Source organism: Collinsella sp. i06-0019-1H4 (genome assembly GCF_042849575.1).
Lineage (GTDB): Bacteria > Actinomycetota > Coriobacteriia > Coriobacteriales > Coriobacteriaceae > Collinsella.
This window is the reverse complement of sequence record NZ_BAABYB010000001.1, coordinates 209,858-233,813: the sequence shown is the minus strand read 5'-3', so window position 1 is coordinate 233,813 and position 23,956 is coordinate 209,858. Positions and strand designations below refer to the sequence as shown.

Genomic DNA, 23,956 nt, shown 5'->3' with positions numbered 1-23,956 from the left:
ACACCCGGATCAAAAATCTAAATCTGTAACACCAGGCCCACTTTTAGCGGCCAAGATGTTACAGATCGAGACAGACCGAAAACCACCACAAAGAGGGCAGGCACCTTTGTGGTGGTCGCGGTCTCTACTCCTTCGCCGGACCCGTACTTCCCGATTCGACGGTCCAGGGCATCTCATCCTCGAACAGCCATGTACGGGCAGACCCACTATCGCGTGCAGCCTGCGGGTCAGGCAAGCAGGTCTGTTTATAGGCATCTTGGATACACTGGCCCATAAAATCGTTGAGCTCGGTCTGGTCGCCCTCCATGACATAGGCGACATCGCCGTCCATGATGTAGATGCCCGGACCCTCATTGTCCTCGTAGCCCGGATCGTACGAGACATCACATAACTTTGCGCCGTTTGCAGTGTCCAGCTCGATGGAAGAGTGGCATCCGCCAACCATGTCGTTCGCTTTTGCCCGATAGGACGCATATCCATACCAGCGCTTAAAGATTTTGCCCTTGAGCAGCTCGGACGCCCTGTCGATCAGACCAGAATCCGTGGTATAGCGCATAGCCCCAAGCTGAATGCGTGGATAATTACTAATGCCCAGCGCAGCCGGTTGCTCATCAAAATCAACGGTAATGGTCTCAGGCTTGTCGTCGCCGGTCAGAAGTTCGACAGATTGAGTCACAGGCTTGACCACCGGCTCCGTCACCGCAGCAGGTAGAAATGCCATACCGACAGCGCCCGCGCCAACCACAGCAATCGCAAGCGCCAAGACAATCAATCCAATACGGGCAGGACTTCTCACAGCAAAGCACCTCACAATGCAAACCCGCGCCATTTGTCCTAATGATACCGCCGGCTAACACTATCACCAAAGAAGCCGCGCGCTCCCCACCACCACAAAGGGGACAGGCACCTTTGTGGTGGTTTTCGACGCTAACGGTCGACCATCTCACGCCATGAGATTAAACTTGAATTGTTCTCTGAACATATCCATTTCTGCCTATCCTCAACAGCTCTTTGTCTCGAGGAGCGCATATGAAGCCGTCTCATTCCACCGGTCGCAACGTCATCGCCATTCTCGCCATACCCATCGTGATGCTCTTCCTTATCGTCATCACGCCCTTTTCTTTTGGTATCGCCTCGCCCTTCGATCTTTGCGGGATGATCGACGCCGGCTCGCGTGCCACCTCGCTCTCCTTTGTCTGCCGTGGCGTGTTCTACGAATATGCAATTCCCACCGGAAGTTGGCAGTCCAAGTTACCGTTGCTCGGCAAGGTCGACGGATGCTCTCCTTATTTCTGCCTCGAACCTCAGACAATGAATTATCTGATCGACGACCAGCCCCTTGACTCCATCACCCTCGCCTACGACTACGCACCAAACACCGATGAGCGCCACATGAACCAAGTCCTCGACAAGCTGCTTGGACAGTGCGGGCTCACCGCGGAAGCCGGTCGAACCATCTATAGCAACCAGAAATTAAAGCGAACAGAACTCCGCCGTGTCGGAAAAATCAAAGGGCGAAACGGGGCCGCCTACTGGGATGCCTGGGCAACACGCGACAAGGGCGAATTCGGACACAGCACCTATATGGTCACTGTCTACACCAAAGACGGAATTAAGGACAATGTTGACGATTTCGCGTCATCCAAACTCGGCATCCCCAAAACAACCAAACCCGCCAGCCCAGATGAAATTCTGTAGAGGTGCCCATTAACATGCCGCTCAACGATCACAACAACATCGAGCTCGTCCCCACCGCCACAAAGGTGCCTGTCCCCTTTGTGGCGGTTCTCGACAAAAAGAAGCCGCCCCATTAACAGGGGCGGCATCAAACAAGTCTATTTATTAGCGTCCCTCAAGACCCAACGAGAACGCAGAAATGTAGCCCGGGGCTTACCCTTTCCCGAACGCGACCCTCGCGAAGCGCGTGAGCGGGCGGGAAAGGATAAGCCCCGGGCGGACAATTAAGTGCGTTACTCGGCAGCGGCCTTGAACTTGTTGTAGTTGATCAGGCAGCCGGCCTTGACGATGGCACGCTCCTCTGCCGTCATATCGGCAATATAGAGCTCAATCTGCTCGACCGTACCGTCGGCGCGAACCACGTAAGCGGCGATGTCCTTCAGGTCGCCGTCGAGCGCGGCGCGGATACCCGGCACAAAGACGTAGTCGCCCACCTCAAAGCTGGGCTCGGCCTCCATCTGGAAGGGCACCATGCCCCAGTTCATCACGTTGGAGCGATAGCGCTTAGTGGCGTACTCGTGGACGATGTTTGCCAGACCGCCAATTACGCGCTGGCAGCTCGCGGCCTGCTCGCGGGCAGAGCCATCGCCCGGCTTCTTGGCGTAGAGCATGGAGCCGTACTCGGTTGCCTTGGCGTCTGCCGCGACACCCGCGCCAGCCAGCGCCTCAAACACGCCGGCAAGCTCGGCATCGAGCGCCGCCAGGTCGCCTGCCGCTTCGCCGGCAACGCGGCGCTTTTCCACCGCGTCGACCTCCTTGGAACGGCCCACGTAGGCCGGGTCGCGGCGGCTGAGCGTAAACTCGGCCAAGCCCAGCGGGTTGGAGCGGAAGGAGCTCGTCTCGCCCGAGGGAATGAGCTCATCGGTCGTAGTGACCGGGTCCATGATCTTGGAGCACACCTTGAGCAGGATATCGTCGCCGAGGGGCTCCATCGCGGGCCACGGCTTGATGTTGGGGCCTTCGACCAGCTCGTCGGCAGGCTCCGCCTTGCCAAAGCCCCAGTACACGCGCTTTTTGTACGGCGCGTCGTCAAAGGTGTACTCGCAGGCCTCGTCCCAAGTCTCCTCGGGCAGGTCGGTCGCCGGCGTCAGGACGCCGCCGTTGGCAGCCGTCGCCGCAATGGAGCGAGCGTCCATCAGGGCCACGGCGCTCAGCTGGCCATTACCCGGCTTGGAACCCTCGCGGTTGGGGAAATTGCGCGTGGTGTGGCGGATGGACAGGCCGTTGTTGGCAGGCGTGTCGCCGGCGCCAAAGCACGGACCGCAGAACGCCGTACGCACGATCGCGCCGGCCTCCATAAGGTCGTAGATGTAGCCACGGCGCGTAAGTTCGAGCGCCACGGGCTGGCTTGTGGGATAGACCGACAGCGAGAACTCGCCGCAGCCGGTGTTGGCGCCCTTAAGCACGCGGGCAGCCTGGACCACGGAGTCGTAGTTACCGCCCGAGCAGCCGGCGATAACGCCCTGCTGCACGTGCAGCTTGCCGTCGACGATCTTGTCGAGCAGGCTAAAGTGCGTCTTGCCCTCGCCGATCTTGGCAGCCTCGAGCTCCACCTCATGCAGGATATCCTCGAGGTTCTCGTTGAGCTCGTCGATCTCAAAGCCGTTGGAAGGATGGAACGGCAGCGCGATCATGGGCTTGATGCTGGACAGATCGACCTCGACGCAGCCGTCATAGTAGGCGACATCGGCGGGCTTGAGCTCGCGGTAGTCGTCGCCGCGGCCATGCATGGTCAAAAACGCGCGTGTGTCCTCGTCGGTGGCCCAGATGCTCGACAGGCAGGTGGTCTCGGTGGTCATGACATCGACGCCATTGCGGTAATCGGTCGTCATGCTCGCGATGCCCGGGCCCACAAACTCCATGACCTTGTTCTTGACGTAGCCCTTGGCAAAGACCGCCTTGATGATAGCGAGCGCCACATCGTGCGGGCCGACGCCGGGGCGCGGGGTGCCCGTGAGGTAGATGGCGACGACGCCGGGATAGGCAACGTCGTAGGTGTCGCGCAGCAGCTGCTTTGCCAGCTCGCCGCCGCCCTCGCCCACGGCCATGGTGCCCAGGGCGCCATAGCGGGTGTGCGAGTCGGAACCCAGGATCATCTTGCCGCAGCCGGCGAAGTTCTCACGCATAAAGGAGTGGATGACGGCGATGTGCGGCGGAACGAAGATGCCGCCGTACTTCTTGGCCGCGGAGAGGCCAAAGACATGGTCGTCCTCGTTGATGGTGCCGCCCACGGCGCACAGCGAGTTATGGCAGTTGGTGAGCACGTAGGGCAGCGGGAACTGCTCCATGCCCGAGGCGCGCGCCGTCTGGATGATGCCGACAAAGGTGATGTCGTGGCTCGCCATGGCGTCGAAGCGAATCTTGAGCGCCTCGGGGTCGCCGGACGTATTGTGTGCCTGGAGGATCGAATACGCGATGGTGCCGCGCTTGGCATCCTCGGGCGTCTGCGTAATACCGCGCTCGGCAGCCTCGGCCGCAGGCACAACCTCGCTGCCGCCGCGCAGGTAGATGCCGTCCTCGTACAGCTTGACCATACTGTCTCCCACTCTGCCCAAAAGATTTGGGCGCATAGCATACATTCGTTCAATATCGTGCCATAGAACAGTTGCGAGTGGGCTACGAATCTGCGCGTTCACTTTATCTCGGTAAAGCATAGGACGAGTTAAGTGCCGAGGAGGCAGACTTAGACGCTCAAATGACGAGAGTGGATAATCTCCCACTTCGAGCCTGCACATAGGCCAAAAACGGGAGATTATCCACTCTCATTCTGTGGGCACTCATTTAAGTCTGTCCCCAATGAGTGCCCGGCAGCGTCGGCGGAGCTATAGGTCGCTACCCGTACCTAGCAGCTTGCGCATGACCTGCTCGGGGTTGACTGAGCCGTCGCGCGGGGCCAGAGCGGTAATCTTCTTCTGCATCTTGTACTCGTGCAGCTCGTCCTCGAGCTGGCGCACGCGAGCGCGGAGCTTCTCGTTCTCGCGCTCTCGCTCCTCGGCACGCTCCTTCATATCGAGGATGCGCACCACGCCGGCAAGGTTGATACCCTCGTCGGTCAGCTGGTTGATGAGCTCCAGGCGCTCGATATCGGCACGCGAATACAGGCGCGTGTTGCCGCCCGAGCGCTGGGGGTTCACCAGGCCCTTGGACTCGTAGACGCGCAGAGTCTGCGGATGCATGCCGGTCAGCTCGGCCGCCACGCTGATCATGTACAGCGGTTTGTTCCTATTGTCCTCGGCCATGCTACCTGACCCCTTTCCGTCTCGTTATCGTCCATCATAAGCCCGCGGGCGTGGTCGTGCGCCGCGACCGCCCTAGTACGTCGCCTTGTAACGATTGACCTTCTCGCGATAGTCGCGCGTGTCGGCCTCGCGCAGCTTGGTCATGGCATCGCGCTCGTCATCAGACAGGTTCGTGGGAACCTGCACCTTGATCTCGACGAGCAGCGCGCCCGTACGGCCACGGTGCTTAACGTCGGGCGCGCCCATCTCCTTAAAGCGGAACTTCTTGCCCGTCTGGGTACCCGCGGGCACCTTCAGACGAACCGTCGCACCGCCGGGCGTCGGCACGTCCACCGTGCAGCCGAGCGCCGCCTCATAGACCGAGACCGGTACCTCCATGGTCACGTCGGCACCTTTACGCTTAAACAGCGGATGCTCCTCCACGTGCGTGGTCACGACCAGGTCGCCGCGCTCGCCGCCGGCAACGCCGTACTCGCCGCGACGCTTGTAGCGCAGTTTGCCGCCGTCGACCGCACCCGCGGGCACCGAGACCGTAATGGTCTGTTGCTCGCCTGTCGAGGGAATGCGGTAGGTGACCTTGTGCGTCACGCCGCGAAACGCGTCCTCGGCCGTCACATCGACGGTCAGCGACAGGTCGCCGCCCTTGCGAGCGCGGCTGCGACCCGCACCCGCACCGGCAGCGCCCGCAGCCCCGGCGAAACCCGAGCCCCAATCGCTGCCCCAGGCGCCGTTGCCGCTAAAGATGCTGTCGAAGATGTCGCCCCAGCCGCTGGCGCCCGCACCGGCACCGTAGCCGCCGCCATACGCGCCGCCCGCGCCCGGCATGCCGCCAAACATGAGCATCTGGTCGTACTCTTTGCGCTTCTTCTCGTCCGAAAGCGTCTCGTAGGCCTCGCTGATCTCCTTAAACTTGGCCTCGTCGCCGCCGGCATCGGGGTGATATTTTTGCGCGAGCTTGCGAAACGCACTCTTAATCTCTTTGTCGGAGGCGCTCTTGGATACGCCCAGGATGTCATAGAAGGTTTTGCCTGCAGCCATCGTAGCTCCTCTCCTGTTATATCCGCCGCCCCTGCGGACGGCGGCTCATACTGTCATATGGCACTAGGCCAGAAAGGGCCCCGGGTGTTGCCCCGGGGCCCTTCTCAATTACTCCTCGGTGCTCTCGGCCGTATCGGCCGTAGCATCCTCGGGCGCCGCTTCGGGCTCCGGTGCGGGGCGCTTCTCGCCACCGTAGGTCACCGTCACCATCGCGGAACGCAGAATGCGATCCGCCATGCGGTAGCCCTTCTGGTACACGTCGTTGACGGTCTCGTCGTACTGCGATGCGTCCTCGACGCGACCCACAGCCTGGTGCTCGAGCGGATCGAACGCCTCACCCTTGGGATCGATGGGCTCAACGCCCTCGTGCGCAAACACATCGAGCAGCTTGGCATGTACCGCGTCAACGCCATCGACGAACTGCTTAAAGTCGTCGGAAAGCTCTTGGCTGCGGGCATGGTCGATCGCGCGCTCGATATCGTCGATCACCGGCAACAGCGCGGTGACGAGCTTCTCGGTCGCGCGCTCGCGCTCGGCGATGCGCTCGTTGGCGGTGCGGCGACGGAAGTTCTCCCAGTCGGCCTGCAGACGAGCGGTTCGCTCGGTAGCGTCCTTCGCCTTGTCCTCGGCGGCCTTCTGAGCCTCTGCCGCAGCATCGAGCTCATTGCGCACGTCGGCAAGCTCCTTTTGGGCCTGCTCGAACTTGAGCTTAAAGTCGTTGTCGGCGGCTTCCTCACCGGCGCGGATAGCGGCTTCCACCATCTCGTCCTCGGTCATCGTCGCCTCCTTGTTGGAATCCTCTACCTGGTTCTCGGCAGCCTCGGCGGCCTCGGCCTCATTGACCTCGGTATCGTCTGCGGCCTCTACGGGAATCTTCACGTCCTTCTCCTCAGAGTCAACGGGGGCGGCGCCGGCGGCAGCCGCCTCCGTGCGAGCTTTACGGGCGGACATGATTACTTGTCCTCGTCGTCCACAACCTCGTAGTCGGCGTCGACTACGTCATCGTCGGCAGGCTGGGCACCAGCGGCACCGTCGGTCTGCTGCTGAGCGTCGGCGTAGACAACCTGGGCCAGCTCGTAGGCCACGGACTGCAGGGACTCGCCGGCGGCCTTGATGGCCTCGACGTCAGAGCCCTCGAGCGCCTTCTTGGCGTCGGCGATAGCGGCCTCGGCCTTGGACTTCACGTCAGCGGAAACCTTGTCGCCCAGCTCGTTGAGGGTCTGCTCGGTGGAGTAGCACAGGCTGTCGGTCTGGTTGCGGACCTCGACCTCTTCCTTCTGCTTCTTGTCCTCCTCGGCATGAGCCTCGGCGTCCTTGACCATACGATCGACTTCGTCGTCGGACAGAGCGGTAGAGCCGGAAATGGTGATCTGCTGCTCCTTGCCGGTGCCCTTGTCCTTAGCGGAGACCTTGACGATGCCGTTGGCGTCGATGTCGAAGGTGACCTCGATCTGCGGCACGCCGCGGCGGGCAGCCGGGATACCGGTCAGCTGGAACTTACCGAGCGATTTGTTGTCGCGGGCAAGCTCGCGCTCGCCCTGGAGCACGTTGATCTCGACGCTGGTCTGGTTGTCGGCAGCGGTGGAGTAGACCTCGGTCTTGGAGGTCGGGATCGTGGTGTTGCGGTCGATCATCTTGGTCATGATGCCGCCCATGGTCTCGACGCCCAGCGACAGCGGGGTAACGTCGAGCAGCAGGATGCCCTCGACGTCGCCGGTGAGCACGCCGCCCTGGACGGCAGCGCCGTCGGCAACGACCTCATCGGGGTTCACGGACATGTTGGGCTGCTTGCCGGTCATGGTCTTGACGAGCTCCTGGACAGCGGGCATACGGGTGGAGCCGCCGACGAGGATGACCTCGGTCAGATCGGAGAGCTTGAGCTTGGCGTCGCGCAGGGCGTTGGTGACAGGCTGCTTGCAACGCTCGAGCAGGTCGCGGGTGATCTTCTCGAACTCGGCGCGGGTCAGCGTGTAGTTGAGGTGCAGCGGGCCGGACTGGTTCATGGTGATGAACGGCAGGTTAATGGTGGTCTGCTGGGCGGCGGAGAGCTCCTTCTTGGCGTTCTCGGCGGCCTCCTTCAGACGCTGCAGGGCCATGGGGTCCTGGCGCAGGTCGACACCGTTCTCCTGCTGGAACTTATCGGCCATCCAGTCGATGACGCGCTGATCCCAGTCGTCGCCGCCCAGGTGGTTGTCGCCCGAGGTGGACAGAACCTCAAACACGCCGTCGGCGAGGTCGAGGATGGAGACATCGAAGGTGCCGCCGCCCAGGTCGAAGACCAGGATGCGCTGGTCGGTGCCCTGCTTGTCCAGGCCATAGGCCAAAGCAGCAGCGGTCGGCTCGTTCACGATACGCTTGACGTTGAGGCCGGCGATCTTACCGGCGTCCTTGGTGGCCTGACGCTGGGCGTCGTTGAAGTAGGCCGGGACGGTGATGACGGCGTCGGTGACGGTCTCGCCCAGATACTTCTCGGCGTCGGCCTTCATCTTTGCGAGCGTCATGGCGCTCACCTGCTCGGCGGTGTAATCCTTGCCCTCGATGTCGACGACGGCGCGGCCACCCTGGCCCTCCTTGACCTCATACGGCACGGTCTTGATCTCGGAGGTGCACTCGGAGTACTTGCGGCCCATGAAGCGCTTGATGGAGAACACGGTGTTCTTGGGGTTGGTGACAGCCTGGTTCTTAGCGGCCTTACCCACGACGCGGTCGCCGTCGGCACGGAAGCCCACGACGGACGGGGTGGTGCGGTCGCCCTCGGCGTTCACGATAATGGTCGGAGAACCGCCCTCGAGAACGGCCATTGCGGAGTTAGTAGTACCAAGGTCGATACCAAGAATCTTACTCATTAGAAATTCCCTCTCTCTTTTGCGTTCGCGCCGCCTCGACGATCTGTCGCGCGGCGCTTCGGCTTGTCTTTCAGGATGTAGTGTATCCCCTTATGGGCCGGAATATACAAAATCTAAGTCAATTCATATAAGATTTCTTATTGTTGAGAGTTTAGGTTCTTAAATGCGCAGGTAGATGCGCTGAATGAGTTCTCGGCAGATCTATTGAGATCTATGTAGAGATGGCTGAGGTTTGCGTCCGGGGGTGCCTGGGGGCCGTCTTGCGGCAAGCGCATCCCGGTTTGAGCGTAGATTCCGGGTCGCAGTTTCCGTCTGAAGGCTCAACCGGAAACCGTATCCCGTTTTGAGAGCTGATACCGGGTCGCAGTTTCCGCTAGCGGGCCCAACCGGAAACTGCGACCCGGTTTTCGGCCAAATAACGGGATGCCCTTTCCGCAGGCGCGCTCAATAGGTCAATATTACAAGTCACCTATAGCTAACATTTGCGCAGCTCAACGGCCCCACCTGCGCGTTTTTTAGTAAACCTTGGCATACTCGGCGAACGGTATGAAGATGCCGGCCAGAGGGTATTGCAAACGGTCGCTCCCGTGGTATGTTTTTGCCCGAATCAAACCGGCGCGCATCGCCTGTAGCGTCGGTCAACAGAGAGGAAACTACCATGGCTCATCCCGTAATTGATGCCGACGAGTGCATCGCTTGTGGCGTTTGCGTCGACTCCTGCCCCGCTGGCGTTCTGGAGCTCCAGGACGTCGCTACCGTCGCCGACGAGGACTCCTGCGTCGCCTGTGGCGCTTGCCAGGACGCTTGCCCCGCTGGCGCGATCACCGAGATCGTCGAGGAGTAACAACTCCCCCACTTGCGCACTCACAAGTACACCGTGCACAAAAAGGAGGCCTCCGCATCGCCGCGGAGGCCTCCTTTTTTTGCATTCGTGGGCAGCTAATTTGGCACCGCCGTTGGTTGAACTCGCGCCAGCGAAAACGCCCCATTTGAGGCAAGGTGGCCTGAAAGAGGAGGGAAGCGTACTTTGGTACGCGACCGACGATTGAAGGCCAGATTGTCCAAATGGGGCGTTTGCAGCGTCGGCTAAGAGAAATCGTCTTCGTAGGGCATCAGGTCTGCTAGGTAGCCCTTCTCCTTGAGCATCGCCTCGATCTCGTCGAGGGTCTGTTCGTCCTCCGCCGCAATGCGATGGAAGTGGTAGCCGCTGGTCACCGTCAGCAGCGGAAAGCTCTTGCCGCTCTCGATATCGCGCAGATAGCGCTCGACATCGCGACGATTGCGGATGTCCAGGTCGGCCGTAATCTTACCGTACACGCGGTGATTGACAATCACGTTGAGCACGGCGCCGCCGGCGTCGACGATACTCGTGAGCTCATCGCCTGCCTGCTCCACGCTGTGGCGAACCTTGACCAAGCGCGTAGGCACGGCGGGGCTGCTGGGGGCCTCCTGCAGCACGTAGCCGCGGTTGGTCGCCACGATATCGTGCCCATCGGCGCGCAGCAGGGCGATGTCCTGCACCACGATCTGGCGGCTCACACCCACCTCGCGGGCAAGCGCGCTGCCCGATACGGGCCCCTTGGCCCCCTCGAGCACGGCCATGATGGCACGGCGACGCTCGCGGGCGTTCATTATTTACCGTCCAGCAGACGCAGGTGCTTAAGCGAGAGGTCGAGGATCGGCGCGGAGTGCGTCAGGGCGCCCGAGCTAATAAAGTCAACGCCCAGGTCGGCAAGCGCGCGGATATTGCTGGCATCCACGTTGCCCGAGCACTCGGTCTTGGCGCGGCCGGCGATAAGTTCAATAGCGGCGGCCATGTCGTCATGGGTCATGTTGTCGAACATGATGATGTCGGCGCCGGCCTCCACGGCCTCGCGCACCATGTCCAGGTTCTCGCACTCGATCTCGACCGTCGTGGTAAACGATGCATGGGCGCGCGCCATCTCGATCGCGCGCGTCACGCCACCGGCGGCATCGATGTGGTTGTCCTTGAGCATGACGGCCGTCGACAGGTTGTAACGGTGGTTGCTGCCGCCGCCGATCTCGACCGCGGCCTTCTCGAAGACGCGCATGCCCGGCGTGGTCTTGCGCGTATCGACGAGCACGGTTTTGGTGCCCTCGAGCGCCGCGGCCATCTGGTGTGTATAGGTAGCGATACCGCTCATACGCTGCAGGTAGTTGAGCGCCACGCGCTCGCCCGAAAGCAGTACGCGTGCATCGCCGCGCACCTGGCCCACGTGGTCGCCGGCGTGCACCTCGTCGCCGTCGGCAACATCAAACAGCACCGAGCTCTGCGAATCCAGCAGCTCAAAGGTGCGAGCGAACACATCCAAGCCCGCGATGATGCCATCGGCCTTGGCGATAAGCTCCACCGTAGCGGGACGCGCCGTGGGGCACACGCTCGCCGTGCTCACGTCCTCAAAGGTAATGTCCTCGCGCAGAGCCTGCAGAATCAGATCATCGACGACGAGCTTCATGGTAATGGGATTCATGGTCTACTCCTCCACGGCCTGCGTGCCGGCGGCACGGGCCAAATCATCGATTGCCAGGGTGTCGGCGCTCAGGGTACGATGACGGCCATCGAGCGCGGGATCGCCCGCCTGCTCCACGGCCAGCGACTCGCCGGTACGCATGTACCACGCGGCGCGGCGGCCCCAAACCAGAGACTCGAGCAGGCTGTTTGATGCAAGGCGGTTCTTGCCGTGAACGCCGTTGCAAGCCGTCTCGCCCGCGGCGTAGAGCTCGAGCATCGAGGTGCGACCGTCCTTGTCAACCCACACGCCGCCCATAAAGTAGTGCTGCGTGGGCGTAACGGGGATGGGCTCGTCCAAGATGTCGCGGCCGTCCTCCAGGCAGCGTGCGCGGATGTTGGCGAAGTGCCCGGTCACTACGTCGCGCTCGACGGGGGCAAAGCTTAGCCACTCGTGCTCGGTGCCGTCCTGCTTCATCTGCTCGCGAATAGCGGCGGCGACCACATCGCGCGGCTGAAGCTCGTCGGTAAAGCGCTCACCGGCGGCATTGAGCAAAATCGCTCCCTCGCCGCGGCAGCTCTCGCTGATCAGGAAGGTGCGGCCCGGCTGCGGCGAGAACAGACCCGTGGGGTGAATCTGCACGTAGTCCAGGTGCTCCATCTTAATGCCATGCTCCTGAGCAATGTAGCAGGCATCGCCCGTGAGCTGCGGGTAGTTGGTCGAATGGTCGTACACGCCGCCGATACCGCCCGTCGCCCACAGCGTATGGCGGGCATGGATCTTAAACGGCTCGCCGACATGCACGTCCTCGGCGGCGTTTGCCAGCTCGTCGGCGGGACGAACCGAGTTGTCCTCGTCCACGGAAACGGCGACGACACCGGTGCACACCGTGGCGCCGTCACGCTCGCCCGTCAGGATGTCGGTCATGGCCACGTGCTCCAAAATCTGCACGTTATCAAGCTTGCGAACGGCCTGGAGCAGCTTAGTCGTGATCTCCTTGCCCGTAATGTCGGCATGGAAGGCAATGCGCGGACGGCTGTGTGCGCCCTCGCGGGTAAAGTCGAGGCTGCCGTCGGTCTTGCGCTCAAAATCCACGCCCATGGCCAGCAGGTCGTTGATGACCGAGCGGCTCGAGCGGATCATGATGTCGACGCTCTCGCGGCGGTTCTCGTAGTGGCCGGCGTGCATGGTGTCCTCAAAGAAGGCATCGTAATCCGAGCCTTCGGGCAGCACGCAGATACCGCCCTGCGCAAGCATCGAGTCGCACTCGTCGACAGTGCCCTTGGAGAGCATGATCACGCGCGTGCTCGTCGGCAGATTGAGGGCCGCGTACAGGCCCGCCACGCCGCAACCGGCAATGACAACGTCGCACTCCATATCGGGGTATTGTTTGGTTTCCACAGGAATCCTCTCCCTTGTACTGTGGCATAAGGGACTGTCCCTCATGTCACATCGTTCTAGCGCGCCGCGTACTCGAGCATGCGGTCGAGCGTGAGTTTGGCTTGGTCGGCAGCCTCGTCCGACACGCCGATCTGTACCTCGCCCTCGCCCGTCTCCAGGCATCGCACGAGCTTTTCGAGTGTGATGAGATCCATGTTGACGCAGGTGGGCTGCACCGCGGGAAAATAGAACTTTTTGCCGGTGCCCTCGCAGCGGCGCTCGAGCTCGTAGAGCACGCCGCGGACCGTCACGATGATGAACTCACTCGCGTCCGAATCCTCGGCGTACTTGATGATGCCGGCGGTGGAGCCGATGTAGTCGGCCTCGGCAAGGACGTCGGCCTTGCATTCGGGGTGCGCCAGCACGAGCGCGTCGGGATGCGCCTCCTGCGCATCGACGATCTGCTCGACGGTGATGATGTGATGGCGCGGGCAATAGCCATTGTTGAGGATGACGTGCTTTTGCGGCACCTGCTCGGCTACGAAGCGGCCCAGGTTTTGATCGGGGATGAACAGGACGTGCTGCTGCGGCAGCTCGGACACGATCTTGACGGCGTTGGAGCTGGTGACGCACACGTCGCTCCAGCTCTTGATCTCGACCGTCGAGTTGACGTAGCAGACCACGGCAAGGTCGTCGCCGTACTCGGCGCGCGCCGCATCGACCGTCTCGCGCTTGACCATGTGCGCCATGGGGCAGTCCGCGCCCGGCTCGGGCAGCAGCACGGTCTTGGTGGGGTTGAGCAGCTTGGCGCTCTCGCCCATAAACTCCACGCCGCACAGCACGATGGTCTGCTGCGGCAGGCTCTTGGCGAGCTTTGCCAGGTAGAAGCTGTCGCCGACGTAATCGGCAACGGCTTGGACCTCGGGCGCCACATAGTAGTGCGCCAAGATCACCGCGTCACGTTGGGTTTTTAGTTGCTGAATGGCCTCGACGAGCTCTGCGGGCACCAGTGCCGCGCGCTCCGTTGCCGTCGTTGCCGATGCTAGGCCGGCCGCGATATCGCGTGCAAGCTCCGATGCATCCATGTTCGCGCTCTGTGCCATCAAGGCCCCTCTCTTTTGGCGAATCTTGGGGCTTTAGTATGACACCTGGCTTTACAGCTGACAAGACAGCTGTAAAGCCAGGTGTAAAGTTGGAATAAAGATTCAATCTTGGGGCGGGTCCATTTTCGAACTGGCAAGCTGAGGATAGTCGAAAATGGACCCGCCCCAAGATTCGAGCGGCCCGCATTGTCCTGGACCAAGGAGCGGTGGTCAAAAAAGGCCAAATATGAGTACTGTCACCAAATTAGTAGCAGCGATTTTCCGGTCCAGAGCAGCAAAATCGCCTTGTTTGGAGCCCGATCACGACTCTGAAGAACGAAAATCGATGCACTTTTGGCCTCTGGCACCGATTTTTGAGGCCATTTGGCTGCCACCAAACTGGTAACAGTACTCATATTTGGCCCTTTTTGACCACCGGGTTTCCGGCAGGCCCCAAAAGCGGGCCCGAATCGCTCGATCCGGGCCCGCTGGGGGTAGCGAGCACAATCGAGGTGTAAGAAGCAAGAGAGGGCCATCGCCTAGAATCGTCAGCGCCTAGATATTCAACGAGAGGAAAGACAATGGTCCGCAGCGACATGCTACCCCAGCCGGACCGGGGGCTCGGCCTCGACCGGCCCCAGACCGAGGCATTTCACCGACGAGTTCAAGAGGAAGATAGTCGATCTCCACAACGCCGGAAAGCCCAGGCGCGAGGCCATGGACGAGTGCGACCTCGACAAGAGCACCGTGGAGAGGCGGGTCAAGTCGATAAACGAGACCGGCTCGCCGCGCGCCGCGGACAACCGCACGCCCGAGCAGAACCGGATCCTGGAGCTCGAGCGCGAGAACCGCAGGCTCCGGATGGAGGTCGACGTCTTAAGACGAGCGGCGCCAGCATACGCTCGGAAGTCAGGGCCATGGCGGCCAACGGGGGGCCGCTGCCCCATATCGGCGCAGCGCTGGCATCGAGGCCTTCTGACCTGTGTCAAGATTTCGGACACGCAAGCTCGAGGAATCAAGCGGCCATAGGCATGGCCTCGGGCTTGGGCTCGGTTCTCTCGAAGAAGGCCGCCATGGCCTCGGCCGGCACCTTGTAGCCGATCGTCGAGCGGGGCCTTCGGCGGTTGTAGTACGCCTCGATGAACTCGACCACCGCGTGCTTGGCGGAATCCCTGGTCGGGAAGCTGCGCCTGTAGTACATCTCGTTCTTCAGCGTGGCGAGGAACGACTCGGCCACCGCGTTGTCGTGGCAGTTGCCGGTGCGGCTGCAGGACAGCCGCACGTCGTTGTCGCGCGCCCATTCGGCCAGAAGCCTGCTGGTGTACTGGGCGCCGCGGTCGGCGTGGAATATCGCGTTGCCGGCCACGTAGCCGCGCGATTTGGCCGACGCCAGCGCCGAAACCACGATGTCGGCGGTCATGCGCTCGGAGAGCGACCAGCCCACCACCATGCGGGTGTTGAGGTCGATGACCGTCGACAGGTACAGCCATCCCTCGCCGGTGCGCAGGTAGGTGATGTCGCCCACGAGCTTGTAGGTTGGAACGGGACTGGTGAAGTCGCGGCGCACCAGGTCGGGCCGGGGCCTGGCCTTCGGGTCGGGGATGGTGGTGCGCTTCCTGGCGTTGGGCGTGCAGCCGCGTATTCCCAGCTCGCGCATCAGCTTGCGCACCCTGTACAGGGTCAATCCGGAGAACTCGCCGGGCAGGAAGCATTTCACGAACCGGAAGCCGAACCTGCGGTCCGACTCCAGCCACACGCGCCGGACCGCCTCGCGCTCGGCCGACCAGTCTTCTCGCGGGCAGCCGTTGGAGAGCCACGAGTAGAAGCCCGATCGGCTCACGCCGAGCACGCGGGCCATCATTTTCACCGGGAATTCGGCCTTCTCCGCCAACATCATCCGGTAGCACGCGGCTACGCCTGGCTTTTGGCGAAGAAGGCCGCGGCTTTTTTCAAGAAGGCGTTCTCCATCTCGAGCTCGCGTATGCGCCTTTTCGCCTCGCGAAGCTCGCGGTCCTCGGCCTTGGGGTCGGGCCCGCCGGCAAGCTCGCGCCGGCGATTCTGCACCCACTTGTTCACGGTCTTGGAATTCAGGCCCAGTTCTGCGCAGCATTCCGTTATCGGCCTGCCCGTCGAGATGATGTAGTCGGCGGTCTCGCGCCTGAACTCGTCGGTGTACTTGGCGGCTGGGTTGGACATAGCATACCGTCCTCTCGGTCGTCGATGAATGCATTCTAAAGGATTGGGCCTCTAGCATGCGTGTCCGAAAAGACGATACAGGTCAGACAACCCAATCAGACGTCGTCTCGAGCGCGTCCTCTGCACGGTCGAGCGTGCTTCTGGCCTTGGCACCCTGTTTGAACCACGAGCGCAGGTCCTCGAGCGTGCTGCCCGCTGCATACACCTTGATTTTGCGACCGCCTTTCGTGGTCACCGTGCAACGGTCGCCGCTCTCGCTGTTCTCGTGCGCCGTGACCTTCTTGAGGTAATCGCGACGGAACGCCACGACGCGGGCATTGCTGATCTCGATGAACCAATCATCGTCGACAAGCGAAGTGCCCGTGGTACCTCGACTTGCCATCTCCTCGGCGAAGGAGAAGCCGAGTTCGCGCTCCTGCCTGCCGATCTCGAGGATGCCGCGGGCGGGCATGCTGAGCATGAGCAGGGGCAGGAGTCCCCCTATGAACAGGAAGAGGAACGGGACGAGCAAGAGCAGACGAGCACCGGCATCGGTGAAAACAGCCATGAAGGCGATCACGAGCGAGAAGACGAGCGCCATGCCGTTGAAAACAATCGTCAACGGCCTGATGGCAGACCAACACAGGCCCGCCTTGGTCATGGGACCGTCGACGGCGTCCGAGACTTCGATGCCCTCTTCCTCCAGACGGGCGAGGAGGTTGAGCGAGCACACCCCCTCGAGGCTTATCGAGCAGAACTTCCGGTCGCCCTCGAACAGGTCGATCCTCATCATCTGCGTGTGAAGCGTTGCACGGGTGATGTTGCCAAACGTCGTCTCCTTGCGGATGCCGAAGGCGTTACGCGAGAGAATTCGCTCACCGTCCACGTCGATGCGCGGGATGCTCAGCAGGGCCCAGATGGCCATGCCCGCGAGCGCCATGGCGTGACCGAACCACACAAGTTCGTGGTCCCACTCGCCCAACGAGACGCCCTGCCAGACGTAGACACCCAGCATGAGCAGTTCGAACGCGACGGCGCAGCAGGCGATGATCGTGCGAATGGCAGCGGGCATGCGCACCGTGAAGCGATCGAGGCTGTCCGTCGCCTCACTGCGCTCGCGCGCGCCGCGACGGGCGACCCATGCAGTGAGCGGACCGACGATGAACACCACCATCGCCACGCGCAGGAACGATTCGAGTATGTCGCCCATATTAACCACCATCCCAATAGAAAACGTGAATTTGGGAGACTATAGCAGAGCGAAGCGATCTGCACGGCATCGTCCGGGTGTTTTCGGCATACGGTGGAAACCAGCGGCAGCGGACGTTGAGAACTCACCCAAAAGACGCGATTCGACCGAAGCGATTCTTCTTGACTTGGTCTCAATGTGATACGACATGCGCCACTACCTGCGCGGTCTTGCGGCCCTGATCGAAGAGGGTCACACCGATGAGGCACTCGGGCGCATCGACGCGCTCTGCGAGACCAACGACCGCACCGCCGTGCGCCGCTACTGCGCCAACGAAACGGTCAACATTGCGCTCTCGTCGCTTTCCGCGGACATCAACGCGCGCGGCATCACCGCCGATCTGCGCGCCGCCGTGCCCGAAACCGTCCACGTGGGCGATGTCGATCTATTCAGTGTGGTATCGAACGCCCTGGACAATGCCATCGCCGCGGCGAGCGCCGCCCCCGAAGGCAAGCGGTTTGTCGACCTGGACCTTCGCTACGAAGACGGTCAGCTTCTATTGCTGGTTTCCAACACGTTTGGCCGTGCGCCGCACATGGTCGACGGCATGCCCGTGGCTCAGCACACTGGGCACGGCTTTGGCACCAAGAGCATTATGCTTGCCGTCGAGCGCATGAACGGCAACTGCCAGTTCCGCATTAACGGCGACCGGTTTGAGCTGCGCGCCGTGATGTAGGGGCTGCCGCCAACCTCGCTACAGCGGTGCAGCCGCCGGGGTCAGCTGCTTAATGTAGGCCCACATGCGCTGCTTGGCGGCCTTGTCGGTGAGCGCCGCCTCAAAACCGTCGAGCGCCAGCACGCGGCGCCCCTGCACATGGGCGACCAGGCCGGGCTTGAGCATGGCGGTGTCAAAGTCATCAATTGCCACAAGCATATCGGCATAGGTCTCGCGCATGACATCGGCCGCACTGTTGTCCAGCAGCAGTACCGCCTCGGGGTCCAAGGTCTCCAGCGCTTCGCGGAACAGGTCGCACGTCAGGTCCTCGCCCGCCGCGACCGTTCCGTCGCCCGCGCCGGCGACGCTTGCCAGCACGCAAAAGTCCTCGGGGGCATATCCGATGGCGCCGAGCGCCTTGCGCAACGCGGCGCCATCCGCGCCGGCAGCCAGCTCGCCGCCCGAGCACTCGGCTTCATCCAAATCGCCTTTGACCAGCACAATCGGCGAGCACGCGTTGCCCGCGATACGCACACCGCGACCTGCAAGCGACGCGAGCTCCTGCTCGGTCGCCTGAGCGATGGCTTCTTTTTTCTGGCTTTGTGACGTGGGCATGCGCTCTCCAATCGTTTGCGTGCCCACCATTATATAAAAGAGCCGCCCGCGAGTGGTTGCTTTGCGGGCCGCTGGGTATAAGCACGGTCGTACTGAGTTTTACGCGGCCGAGCCGCGTCGTATTATGGAGGTCACCATGGCTGACATTAAGCAGATTACCCCCGAGAACTTCGGCGCTGTCGTCAACGATAGTCTGCCCGTACTGGTTGATTTTTGGGCCCCGTGGTGCGGCCCCTGCCGCTCACTCTCGCCCATCGTAGACGAGGTTGCCGACGAGCTGGCCGGCAAGCTGGCTGTGGCCAAGTGCAACGTCGACGACAACCAGGACCTGGCCATGAAGTTTGGCGTCATGAGCATCCCCACGCTGATCGTCTTTAAGAACGGCGAGGAGGTCGACCGCTCGGTCGGCGCCTTGCCCAAGGCAAGACTTCAGGCACTGCTGGAGAAACATCTGTAATACGCTTGTTACTTGTCTGCCGTCCATGAGCGGTTTCGCACCGCTCACCGGAGTGCCAAACGCAAGGCATGCGACCACGGATAGTATGGTAGACACAAACAGCCCCCAGTGAACGGGCGCGGGTCAGACGGACTCGCGCCCGTTTTCTTATGCGGCGGCGCCCAAGGCGGGCGTAGTAGAATCTGAACCACCATATCGCCCCGTACAAAAGGAGATTCCTATGCATGACGTCGGAATGAACATGAGCCAGCTTGCCATGAGCGTCAAGCAGGTCGACGACACCATTGAGCTCGCTCACGAGTGGAGCCATCAGCTGCTGCATGCGACCGAGAACTTTGATATGGAGCGCATTGGCGCCAAGCTCGAGGCCGCCATGTCTGCGCTGCACGAGGCGCACGATGCGCTCGAGGGCTACGAGGAGGCCATCGAGGCAGATCACAACTCCGTCGGCTCTGTGAAACTGGTGTAACGTGGCCGAGCACGAGCACGCGCACGATCACGGTGTGGACGACGATGCGAGCTGCCGCTGCAGCGGCTCCAGCTCCGAGCTGGTCCGCTTTTCGGTCACCGCGCCCGACGACCTGCTGCGCCGCTTTGACGAGCAGATCGCGCGCCGTGGTGACGTGGCTAACCGATCCGAGGCCGTACGCGATCTGATTCGCGCCTCGATCGCCAAGGAACAGATGCGCACGCCCGACGAGCAGGTCATCGGTTCGCTCACCATGATCTATGACCACCATACCGGCGATCTGACGCGCCGTCTGGACGAGGTGCAGCACGACTACACCGACGAGATCGTCTCGACCATGCACGTGCATCTGGACCACCACAACTGCCTGGAGATTCTGGCGCTCAAGGGTCGCGGCAAACGCGTCTATGAGCTAGTGGACCGGTTGCTGGGGCTGCGCGGCGTTAAGCACGGCGAGCTCACCTGCGCCGCCACCAAGCAAAGCCTGGGGCTGTAGCGGGATTTCCCACAGCGCACCTGCCAAAAAGGGACAGGTTTCAACGAAGGAAGGTCGCATGCGACATGTGCATATCCATGTAACGGGCATTGTGCAGGGCGTTGGCATGCGGCCATTTGTGTATCGCGAGGCTATGGCGCATGGCATTTGCGGCTGGGTGCTCAACGCGGGCGATGGCGTGCACATCGAGGCGCATGCTTCAGTCGAGGCACTCGACGAATTTGTCACCGCGCTGTCGGAGCACGCGCCTGCCGCGGCCCGCGTTGAGCATGTCGCTGTTGAGGACCTGGAGCCCGACGCTTGGGATGCCGACGATGAGCAGGCCTTTCGTATTGTAGCGTCGCAGGATCAGACCGTGCACACGACGCTCATCTCCCCCGATATCGCCACCTGTGACGACTGCCTGCGCGAACTGTTCGACCCCACCGACCGACGCTATCACTACCCCTTTATCAACTGCACCAACTGCGGGCCGCGCTTTACCATCATCCGATCGCTGCCTTATGACCGAGCGGCCACGTCGATGGATTGCTTTCCTATGTGCCCCGAGTGCGCCGCAGAGTATGGCGACCCGCTTGACCGGCGCTTTCATGCGCAGCCCGATGCCTGCTTTGACTGCGGGCCACATATTACCTGGCGCGAGGCGGCGGGCGACATGGAGCTCGAGGGTCTGGGGGCGATGCCGGCCGTCGGCAGCACGCGCGAAACCAGCGATGCCATTATTGACCGCTGTGTCGAGCTGCTGGCCAGCGGCGGTATTGTCGCCATCAAGGGGCTGGGCGGATTCCATCTGGCCTGCAACGCCGCCAATGAGCAGGCGGTGGTCGAGCTGCGCCGTCGCAAGCGCCGCAGCAACAAGCCGCTTGCCGTTATGGTGCGCAGCCTTGCCGATACTGAACGCCTGTGCCATGTCGATGATGCCGAGCGCGACTTGCTGGCCGGCAGCATCCGCCCCATTGTGCCGCTGCGCCGCCGTGTTGTTGGCGAGGGAGATTCCCCCGACGGCCTTACGCTCGCGCCATCCGTCGCGCACGATCTACCCGAGCTCGGCGCCATGCTCCCCTATACACCGCTTCAGCATCTGCTGCTTGCAGCTGCCTCGTCGCATGGCATGCACGCGCTGGTCATGACCAGCGGAAACCTGAGCGAGGAACCTATCGAGACCGACGATGCCCTTGCATGGGAACATCTTGTTGCCGCCGGCATCGCCGACGCGCTACTTGGCAACGACCGTGCGATTCTCTCACGCTACGACGACTCCGTGGTACGTGTGGTCGACGGCACCGTCATGCCTGTGCGTCGTGCACGCGGATATGCGCCGCAACCGTTGTCGCTGCCGGCGCTCGACGGCACTGCACCCTGCGTGCTCGCCTGCGGGCCGCAGCAAAAAGCCACGATCGCGCTCACGCGCGAGGACGCCGACGGCCATGTGGCCTGTTTTGTGTCGCAGCATATCGGCGATGTCGAAAACGGCGCGACCTTCGATGCCTGGAGCGCCGCCCGCGCACGTCTAGAAAACCTCTTTGACCTGACGCCTGCCGCCCTGGCATGCGACATGCATCCCAACTATCTATCGAGCCAGTGGGCGCGTGAGCGGGCACGGGAGCACAGTCTGCCGCTAATCGAAATCCAGCATCATCATGCGCACATCGCGAGCGTAATGGCAGAGGCGATTGTCGCTGGCCGGCTTGCGCCCGATGCGCGCGTCCTCGGTATTGCCTTTGATGGTACGGGTGCCGGCACCGACGGCACCATATGGGGCGGTGAGTTTCTTATCGCCGGCCTTGCCGATTTTGAACGCGCCGCGCACCTGCGCACCTGGGCGCTGCCAGGCGGAGCCGCATCCGTGCGCGATGCCCGGCGCAATGCCTTTGCCCTGCTGAGCGAGCTCGGCCTGCTCGAGCATCCGGGTGCCGCGGGGCTATTGGGCACCCTCGACGAGCAAACACGCAGCGTGACAGCCACCATGATCGAGCGCGGCATCAACAGCCCGCGTACCAGCAGCATGGGGCGTCTCTTTGATGCCGCGGCAGCGATTCTGGGCATCTGCGACAAGGCAACCTACGAGGGCGAACCCGCCATAGAACTCGAAGCCGCCGCCTGGCGCGCGTTCAGCAGTGAAAGTGCCTGCCCCACCGGCAATATGGCCAGCTTTTCCGTAACCGAATCATCCCGTCCGGACGACTGCCATGTTCTGAACTCCAGGCCGCTTTTTGAGGCGCTTTTGGAGGGAATCAGGACCGGCGTGCCCGCCGGCAAGCTCGCGCTCGACTTCCATGTCACCATCGCACGCGCGTCGGCCCGCATCGCAAGCGAGATCTGCGTCCGTGAAGACCTCGACACCGTCGTGCTCTCGGGCGGCGTGTTCATGAACCGACTCCTGCTTCAGTTCCTCACCCGCGAGCTCAAAAGCGCAGGCCTTACTGTCCTTGTCCCCCACACCGCACCCGTCAATGACGGCTGCATCGCCTACGGTCAGGCCGCCATCGCTCGCGCTCGCCTCGCGCAGACAACATCGCGATAGGCTGTTTTGCCAGCCTGCGCGCCGCCGTCTCACAGGTGTAACGCGTTTGCTCGTGACTCCCGCGAGCGCTACCATCAACTGATGGGTAATTAGGCGCCTATCCAGCGCAAAACGTATAAAAGGGGAACATTATGTGCCTTGCCGTTCCCGGTAAAGTGGTCAAACGCGACGACGACCTTAAGGCGACCGTCGACATGATGGGCATCGAGCGCCCCGTTTCGCTGCGCCTCGTGCCGACGGCACAGGTAGGCGACTATATTCTCGTGCACGCCGGCTTTGGCATTCAGATTGTCGACGAGCAGGAGGCGCAGGAGACGCTCGACCTGGTCAACACCATGACCGAGCTGGCCGAAGAGGACCAGCTCGCCACCAACCCGGCCGAGGCATACTAGTGGCGGCGGCGCAGCCGGCTCGCTCCGGTATCGACTTTTCGGCATTTCGCGATTCCAAGCTGGCCCGCGAGCTCATCGAACGCATCCATGGACTCGTCGGCGACCGCACCATCAACCTTATGGAAGTCTGCGGCACGCACACCGTGAGCATCGGTCGCTATGGCTTTCGCTCTATTATGCCTGCCGAGCTCAAACTGCTGAGCGGTCCGGGTTGCCCCGTCTGTGTTACCGCCAACCGCGATATCGACCATGCAATCGCGCTCGCCAAGATGGACGGCGCCATCATCACCACCTTTGGCGACATGATGCGCGTGCCCGGGTCGTCTACCTCGCTCGCCGCGCAAAAGGCGGCGGGGCGCGATATTCGCATTGTGTACTCCCCGCTCGATGCACTCGATATCGCCGAACACAACCCCGATCGCCCGGTCATCTTTATGGGCGTCGGCTTTGAGACCACGACGCCTACCATCGCCGCCGCCATCCTGGAGGCAGACGCGCGCGGGCTGCAGAACTTCTCGGTCTACTGTGCCCATAAGACCACGCCGCCGGCGCTGTGCGCCATCGCCAACGATCCCGAGACCACTATCGACGGCTTTATCCTGCCGGGCCACGTCGCCACCATCACGGGCCTGGCGCCCTTTAGCTTTTTGGTCGACGAGTTCAATACCCCGGGTGTGGTCACGGGATTTGAACCGGTCGATATCCTGCAGGGCATCTGCATGCTGGTCCAGATGGTTGTCGAGAACAGGCCGGCGATCGACAACGCCTACCGCCGTGGCGTCAACGCAGACGGCAACCCCGTGGCGCGCCAGCTGGTCGAGCAGGTGTTTGAGCCATGCGACACCACGTGGCGCGGGCTGGGGCCGATTGCCAACTCGGGCCTTTCCATCCGCCCCGAGTTCTCGCGCTTTGATGCCCGCACTCGCTTTGACGTGCCCGTTGAGACGACGGTCGAGCCGCGTGGGTGCCGCTGCGGCGACGTGCTGCGCGGGGCCATTACGCCGAGCGACTGCCCTCTGTTCGGCCAAGCTTGTACACCCGAGCATCCCGTCGGCCCCTGCATGGTGAGCTCCGAGGGCAGCTGTGCAGCATATTTCCGCTACCGAGGCTAATGGGTTTCGCCGCTCTAAC

The 23,956-nt window shown here is 62.2% G+C and carries 22 protein-coding genes and 1 pseudogene; 9 read left to right on the top strand and 14 right to left on the bottom strand.

The genetic code is table 11. From position 1 onward, the window contains the following. Positions 1 to 124 precede the first annotated feature (124 nt). Entirely contained in the window at positions 125 to 763 is a 639-nt protein-coding gene (locus tag ACGHEN_RS00945) for a hypothetical protein (protein WP_117770269.1), read from the bottom strand. A 266-nt stretch (positions 764 to 1,029) separates the two neighbouring features. Here ACGHEN_RS00945 and ACGHEN_RS00940 point away from each other — a divergent pair, with 266 nt between their 5' ends. Then, positions 1,030 to 1,698, top strand: a complete 669-nt coding sequence (locus ACGHEN_RS00940; RefSeq protein ID WP_117770268.1) for a hypothetical protein — start codon at positions 1,030 to 1,032, stop codon at positions 1,696 to 1,698. A 272-nt stretch (positions 1,699 to 1,970) separates the two neighbouring features. On the opposite strand, the gene ACGHEN_RS00935 is transcribed toward ACGHEN_RS00940, so the two are convergent. From ACGHEN_RS00935 to dnaK, 5 genes are all read right to left on the bottom strand, one after another. Further along, the gene (locus ACGHEN_RS00935; RefSeq protein WP_390396603.1) at positions 1,971 to 4,271 is read right to left on the bottom strand and encodes a hydratase; all 2,301 of its coding nucleotides are present in this window, start codon (positions 4,269 to 4,271) and stop codon (positions 1,971 to 1,973) included. 288 nt (positions 4,272 to 4,559) lie between these two features. After that, positions 4,560 to 4,976 carry a heat shock protein transcriptional repressor HspR gene (locus ACGHEN_RS00930; protein ID WP_089573643.1) on the bottom strand — a complete coding sequence of 139 codons (417 nt, stop codon included), beginning with the start codon at positions 4,974 to 4,976 and terminating at the stop codon, positions 4,560 to 4,562. A 72-nt stretch (positions 4,977 to 5,048) separates the two neighbouring features. Then, the gene (locus ACGHEN_RS00925) at positions 5,049 to 6,014 is read right to left on the bottom strand and encodes a DnaJ C-terminal domain-containing protein (protein ID WP_055285310.1); all 966 of its coding nucleotides are present in this window, start codon (positions 6,012 to 6,014) and stop codon (positions 5,049 to 5,051) included. A gap of 108 nt (positions 6,015 to 6,122) precedes the next feature. Continuing rightward, the gene (locus ACGHEN_RS00920) at positions 6,123 to 6,965 is read right to left on the bottom strand and encodes a nucleotide exchange factor GrpE (protein ID WP_390396598.1); all 843 of its coding nucleotides are present in this window, start codon (positions 6,963 to 6,965) and stop codon (positions 6,123 to 6,125) included. 2 nt (positions 6,966 to 6,967) lie between these two features. After that, a complete protein-coding gene (gene dnaK / locus ACGHEN_RS00915) occupies positions 6,968 to 8,860 on the bottom strand; it encodes a molecular chaperone DnaK (RefSeq protein WP_055310046.1) in 1,893 nt (630 codons plus the stop codon). A gap of 592 nt (positions 8,861 to 9,452) precedes the next feature. Here dnaK and ACGHEN_RS00910 point away from each other — a divergent pair. After that, positions 9,453 to 9,704: a 4Fe-4S binding protein gene (locus ACGHEN_RS00910; RefSeq protein WP_158564522.1), complete on the top strand. Its 252-nt coding sequence runs from the start codon at positions 9,453 to 9,455 to the stop codon at positions 9,702 to 9,704. Between the two features lie 242 nt (positions 9,705 to 9,946). Here the strand turns inward: ACGHEN_RS00910 and ACGHEN_RS00905 are convergent, their stop codons facing one another. From ACGHEN_RS00905 to ACGHEN_RS00875, 7 genes and pseudogenes are all read right to left on the bottom strand, one after another. Further along, a complete protein-coding gene (locus tag ACGHEN_RS00905) occupies positions 9,947 to 10,492 on the bottom strand; it encodes a transcription repressor NadR (protein ID WP_390396594.1) in 546 nt (181 codons plus the stop codon). Further along, a complete protein-coding gene (nadC, locus tag ACGHEN_RS00900) occupies positions 10,492 to 11,352 on the bottom strand; it encodes a carboxylating nicotinate-nucleotide diphosphorylase (RefSeq protein WP_138113797.1) in 861 nt (286 codons plus the stop codon). Before nadC ends, ACGHEN_RS00905 begins: the two co-directional genes overlap by 1 nt. Before the next feature lie 3 nt (positions 11,353 to 11,355). Further along, the gene (locus ACGHEN_RS00895; RefSeq protein WP_390396591.1) at positions 11,356 to 12,732 is read right to left on the bottom strand and encodes an L-aspartate oxidase; all 1,377 of its coding nucleotides are present in this window, start codon (positions 12,730 to 12,732) and stop codon (positions 11,356 to 11,358) included. Between the two features lie 56 nt (positions 12,733 to 12,788). Next, positions 12,789 to 13,814 (bottom strand): quinolinate synthase NadA, encoded by a 1,026-nt coding sequence (gene nadA, locus ACGHEN_RS00890; RefSeq protein WP_390396589.1) that lies wholly within the window; start codon positions 13,812 to 13,814, stop codon positions 12,789 to 12,791. 994 nt (positions 13,815 to 14,808) lie between these two features. Next, the gene (locus ACGHEN_RS00885; RefSeq protein ID WP_390396586.1) at positions 14,809 to 15,861 is read right to left on the bottom strand and encodes an IS3 family transposase; all 1,053 of its coding nucleotides are present in this window, start codon (positions 15,859 to 15,861) and stop codon (positions 14,809 to 14,811) included. Then, a pseudogene (locus ACGHEN_RS00880) lies at positions 15,762 to 15,989 on the bottom strand (transposase); the annotation flags it as partial. The pseudogene ACGHEN_RS00880 and the gene ACGHEN_RS00885, both read right to left, overlap by 100 nt. An 82-nt stretch (positions 15,990 to 16,071) precedes the next feature. Then, entirely contained in the window at positions 16,072 to 17,178 is a 1,107-nt protein-coding gene (locus ACGHEN_RS00875; protein ID WP_390396583.1) for a hypothetical protein, read from the bottom strand. Between the two features lie 187 nt (positions 17,179 to 17,365). Between ACGHEN_RS00875 and ACGHEN_RS00870 the strand changes: the two genes are divergently transcribed. Next, a complete protein-coding gene (locus ACGHEN_RS00870; protein WP_390396581.1) occupies positions 17,366 to 17,893 on the top strand; it encodes a GHKL domain-containing protein in 528 nt (175 codons plus the stop codon). Between the two features lie 18 nt (positions 17,894 to 17,911). Here the strand turns inward: ACGHEN_RS00870 and ACGHEN_RS00865 are convergent, their stop codons facing one another. Then, positions 17,912 to 18,487 (bottom strand): hypothetical protein, encoded by a 576-nt coding sequence (locus ACGHEN_RS00865; RefSeq protein WP_390396578.1) that lies wholly within the window; start codon positions 18,485 to 18,487, stop codon positions 17,912 to 17,914. 136 nt (positions 18,488 to 18,623) lie between these two features. Here ACGHEN_RS00865 and trxA point away from each other — a divergent pair, with 136 nt between their 5' ends. The 6 genes from trxA to hypD all read left to right on the top strand — a co-directional run bounded on the left by trxA (position 18,624) and on the right by hypD (position 23,937). Next, the gene (gene trxA, locus ACGHEN_RS00860; RefSeq protein ID WP_117629728.1) at positions 18,624 to 18,944 is read left to right on the top strand and encodes a thioredoxin; all 321 of its coding nucleotides are present in this window, start codon (positions 18,624 to 18,626) and stop codon (positions 18,942 to 18,944) included. 220 nt (positions 18,945 to 19,164) lie between these two features. Further along, on the top strand, positions 19,165 to 19,413 hold the full coding sequence (locus tag ACGHEN_RS00855) for a hypothetical protein (protein WP_117564540.1): 249 nt from the start codon (positions 19,165 to 19,167) through the stop codon (positions 19,411 to 19,413). Position 19,414: 1 nt separating this feature from the next. After that, complete coding sequence (gene nikR / locus ACGHEN_RS00850; protein ID WP_390396573.1) at positions 19,415 to 19,909, top strand: nickel-responsive transcriptional regulator NikR; 495 nt, start codon at positions 19,415 to 19,417, stop codon at positions 19,907 to 19,909. A gap of 58 nt (positions 19,910 to 19,967) precedes the next feature. Then, positions 19,968 to 22,433, top strand: a complete 2,466-nt coding sequence (gene hypF, locus ACGHEN_RS00845; RefSeq protein ID WP_390396571.1) for a carbamoyltransferase HypF — start codon at positions 19,968 to 19,970, stop codon at positions 22,431 to 22,433. Positions 22,434 to 22,564: 131 nt separating this feature from the next. Beyond that, on the top strand, positions 22,565 to 22,825 hold the full coding sequence (locus tag ACGHEN_RS00840; protein ID WP_390396568.1) for a HypC/HybG/HupF family hydrogenase formation chaperone: 261 nt from the start codon (positions 22,565 to 22,567) through the stop codon (positions 22,823 to 22,825). Further along, the gene (hypD, locus tag ACGHEN_RS00835) at positions 22,825 to 23,937 is read left to right on the top strand and encodes a hydrogenase formation protein HypD (protein ID WP_390396566.1); all 1,113 of its coding nucleotides are present in this window, start codon (positions 22,825 to 22,827) and stop codon (positions 23,935 to 23,937) included. The genes ACGHEN_RS00840 and hypD overlap by 1 nt, the downstream gene beginning before the upstream one ends. Positions 23,938 to 23,956: the final 19 nt, after the last annotated feature.

What these genes read in the sequence shown, in the direction of transcription:
- ACGHEN_RS00855 (WP_117564540.1), top strand. Translation starts at nt 19,165, where the DNA reads ATGCATGACGTCGGAATGAACATGAGCCAGCTTGCCATGAGCGTCAAG.
- ACGHEN_RS00870 (WP_390396581.1), top strand. Translation starts at nt 17,366, where the DNA reads ATGCGCCACTACCTGCGCGGTCTTGCGGCCCTGATCGAAGAGGGTCAC.
- ACGHEN_RS00930 (WP_089573643.1), bottom strand. Translation starts at nt 4,976, where the DNA reads ATGGCCGAGGACAATAGGAACAAACCGCTGTACATGATCAGCGTGGCG.
- ACGHEN_RS00865 (WP_390396578.1), bottom strand. Translation starts at nt 18,487, where the DNA reads ATGCCCACGTCACAAAGCCAGAAAAAAGAAGCCATCGCTCAGGCGACC.
- trxA (WP_117629728.1), top strand. Translation starts at nt 18,624, where the DNA reads ATGGCTGACATTAAGCAGATTACCCCCGAGAACTTCGGCGCTGTCGTC.
- ACGHEN_RS00935 (WP_390396603.1), bottom strand. Translation starts at nt 4,271, where the DNA reads ATGGTCAAGCTGTACGAGGACGGCATCTACCTGCGCGGCGGCAGCGAG.
- ACGHEN_RS00940 (WP_117770268.1), top strand. Translation starts at nt 1,030, where the DNA reads ATGAAGCCGTCTCATTCCACCGGTCGCAACGTCATCGCCATTCTCGCC.
- ACGHEN_RS00925 (WP_055285310.1), bottom strand. Translation starts at nt 6,014, where the DNA reads ATGGCTGCAGGCAAAACCTTCTATGACATCCTGGGCGTATCCAAGAGC.
- nadC (WP_138113797.1), bottom strand. Translation starts at nt 11,352, where the DNA reads ATGAATCCCATTACCATGAAGCTCGTCGTCGATGATCTGATTCTGCAG.
- ACGHEN_RS00910 (WP_158564522.1), top strand. Translation starts at nt 9,453, where the DNA reads ATGTTTTTGCCCGAATCAAACCGGCGCGCATCGCCTGTAGCGTCGGTC.
- dnaK (WP_055310046.1), bottom strand. Translation starts at nt 8,860, where the DNA reads ATGAGTAAGATTCTTGGTATCGACCTTGGTACTACTAACTCCGCAATG.
- ACGHEN_RS00840 (WP_390396568.1), top strand. Translation starts at nt 22,565, where the DNA reads ATGTGCCTTGCCGTTCCCGGTAAAGTGGTCAAACGCGACGACGACCTT.
- nadA (WP_390396589.1), bottom strand. Translation starts at nt 13,814, where the DNA reads ATGGCACAGAGCGCGAACATGGATGCATCGGAGCTTGCACGCGATATC.
- ACGHEN_RS00920 (WP_390396598.1), bottom strand. Translation starts at nt 6,965, where the DNA reads ATGTCCGCCCGTAAAGCTCGCACGGAGGCGGCTGCCGCCGGCGCCGCC.
- hypF (WP_390396571.1), top strand. Translation starts at nt 19,968, where the DNA reads ATGCGACATGTGCATATCCATGTAACGGGCATTGTGCAGGGCGTTGGC.
- ACGHEN_RS00905 (WP_390396594.1), bottom strand. Translation starts at nt 10,492, where the DNA reads ATGAACGCCCGCGAGCGTCGCCGTGCCATCATGGCCGTGCTCGAGGGG.
- ACGHEN_RS00875 (WP_390396583.1), bottom strand. Translation starts at nt 17,178, where the DNA reads ATGGGCGACATACTCGAATCGTTCCTGCGCGTGGCGATGGTGGTGTTC.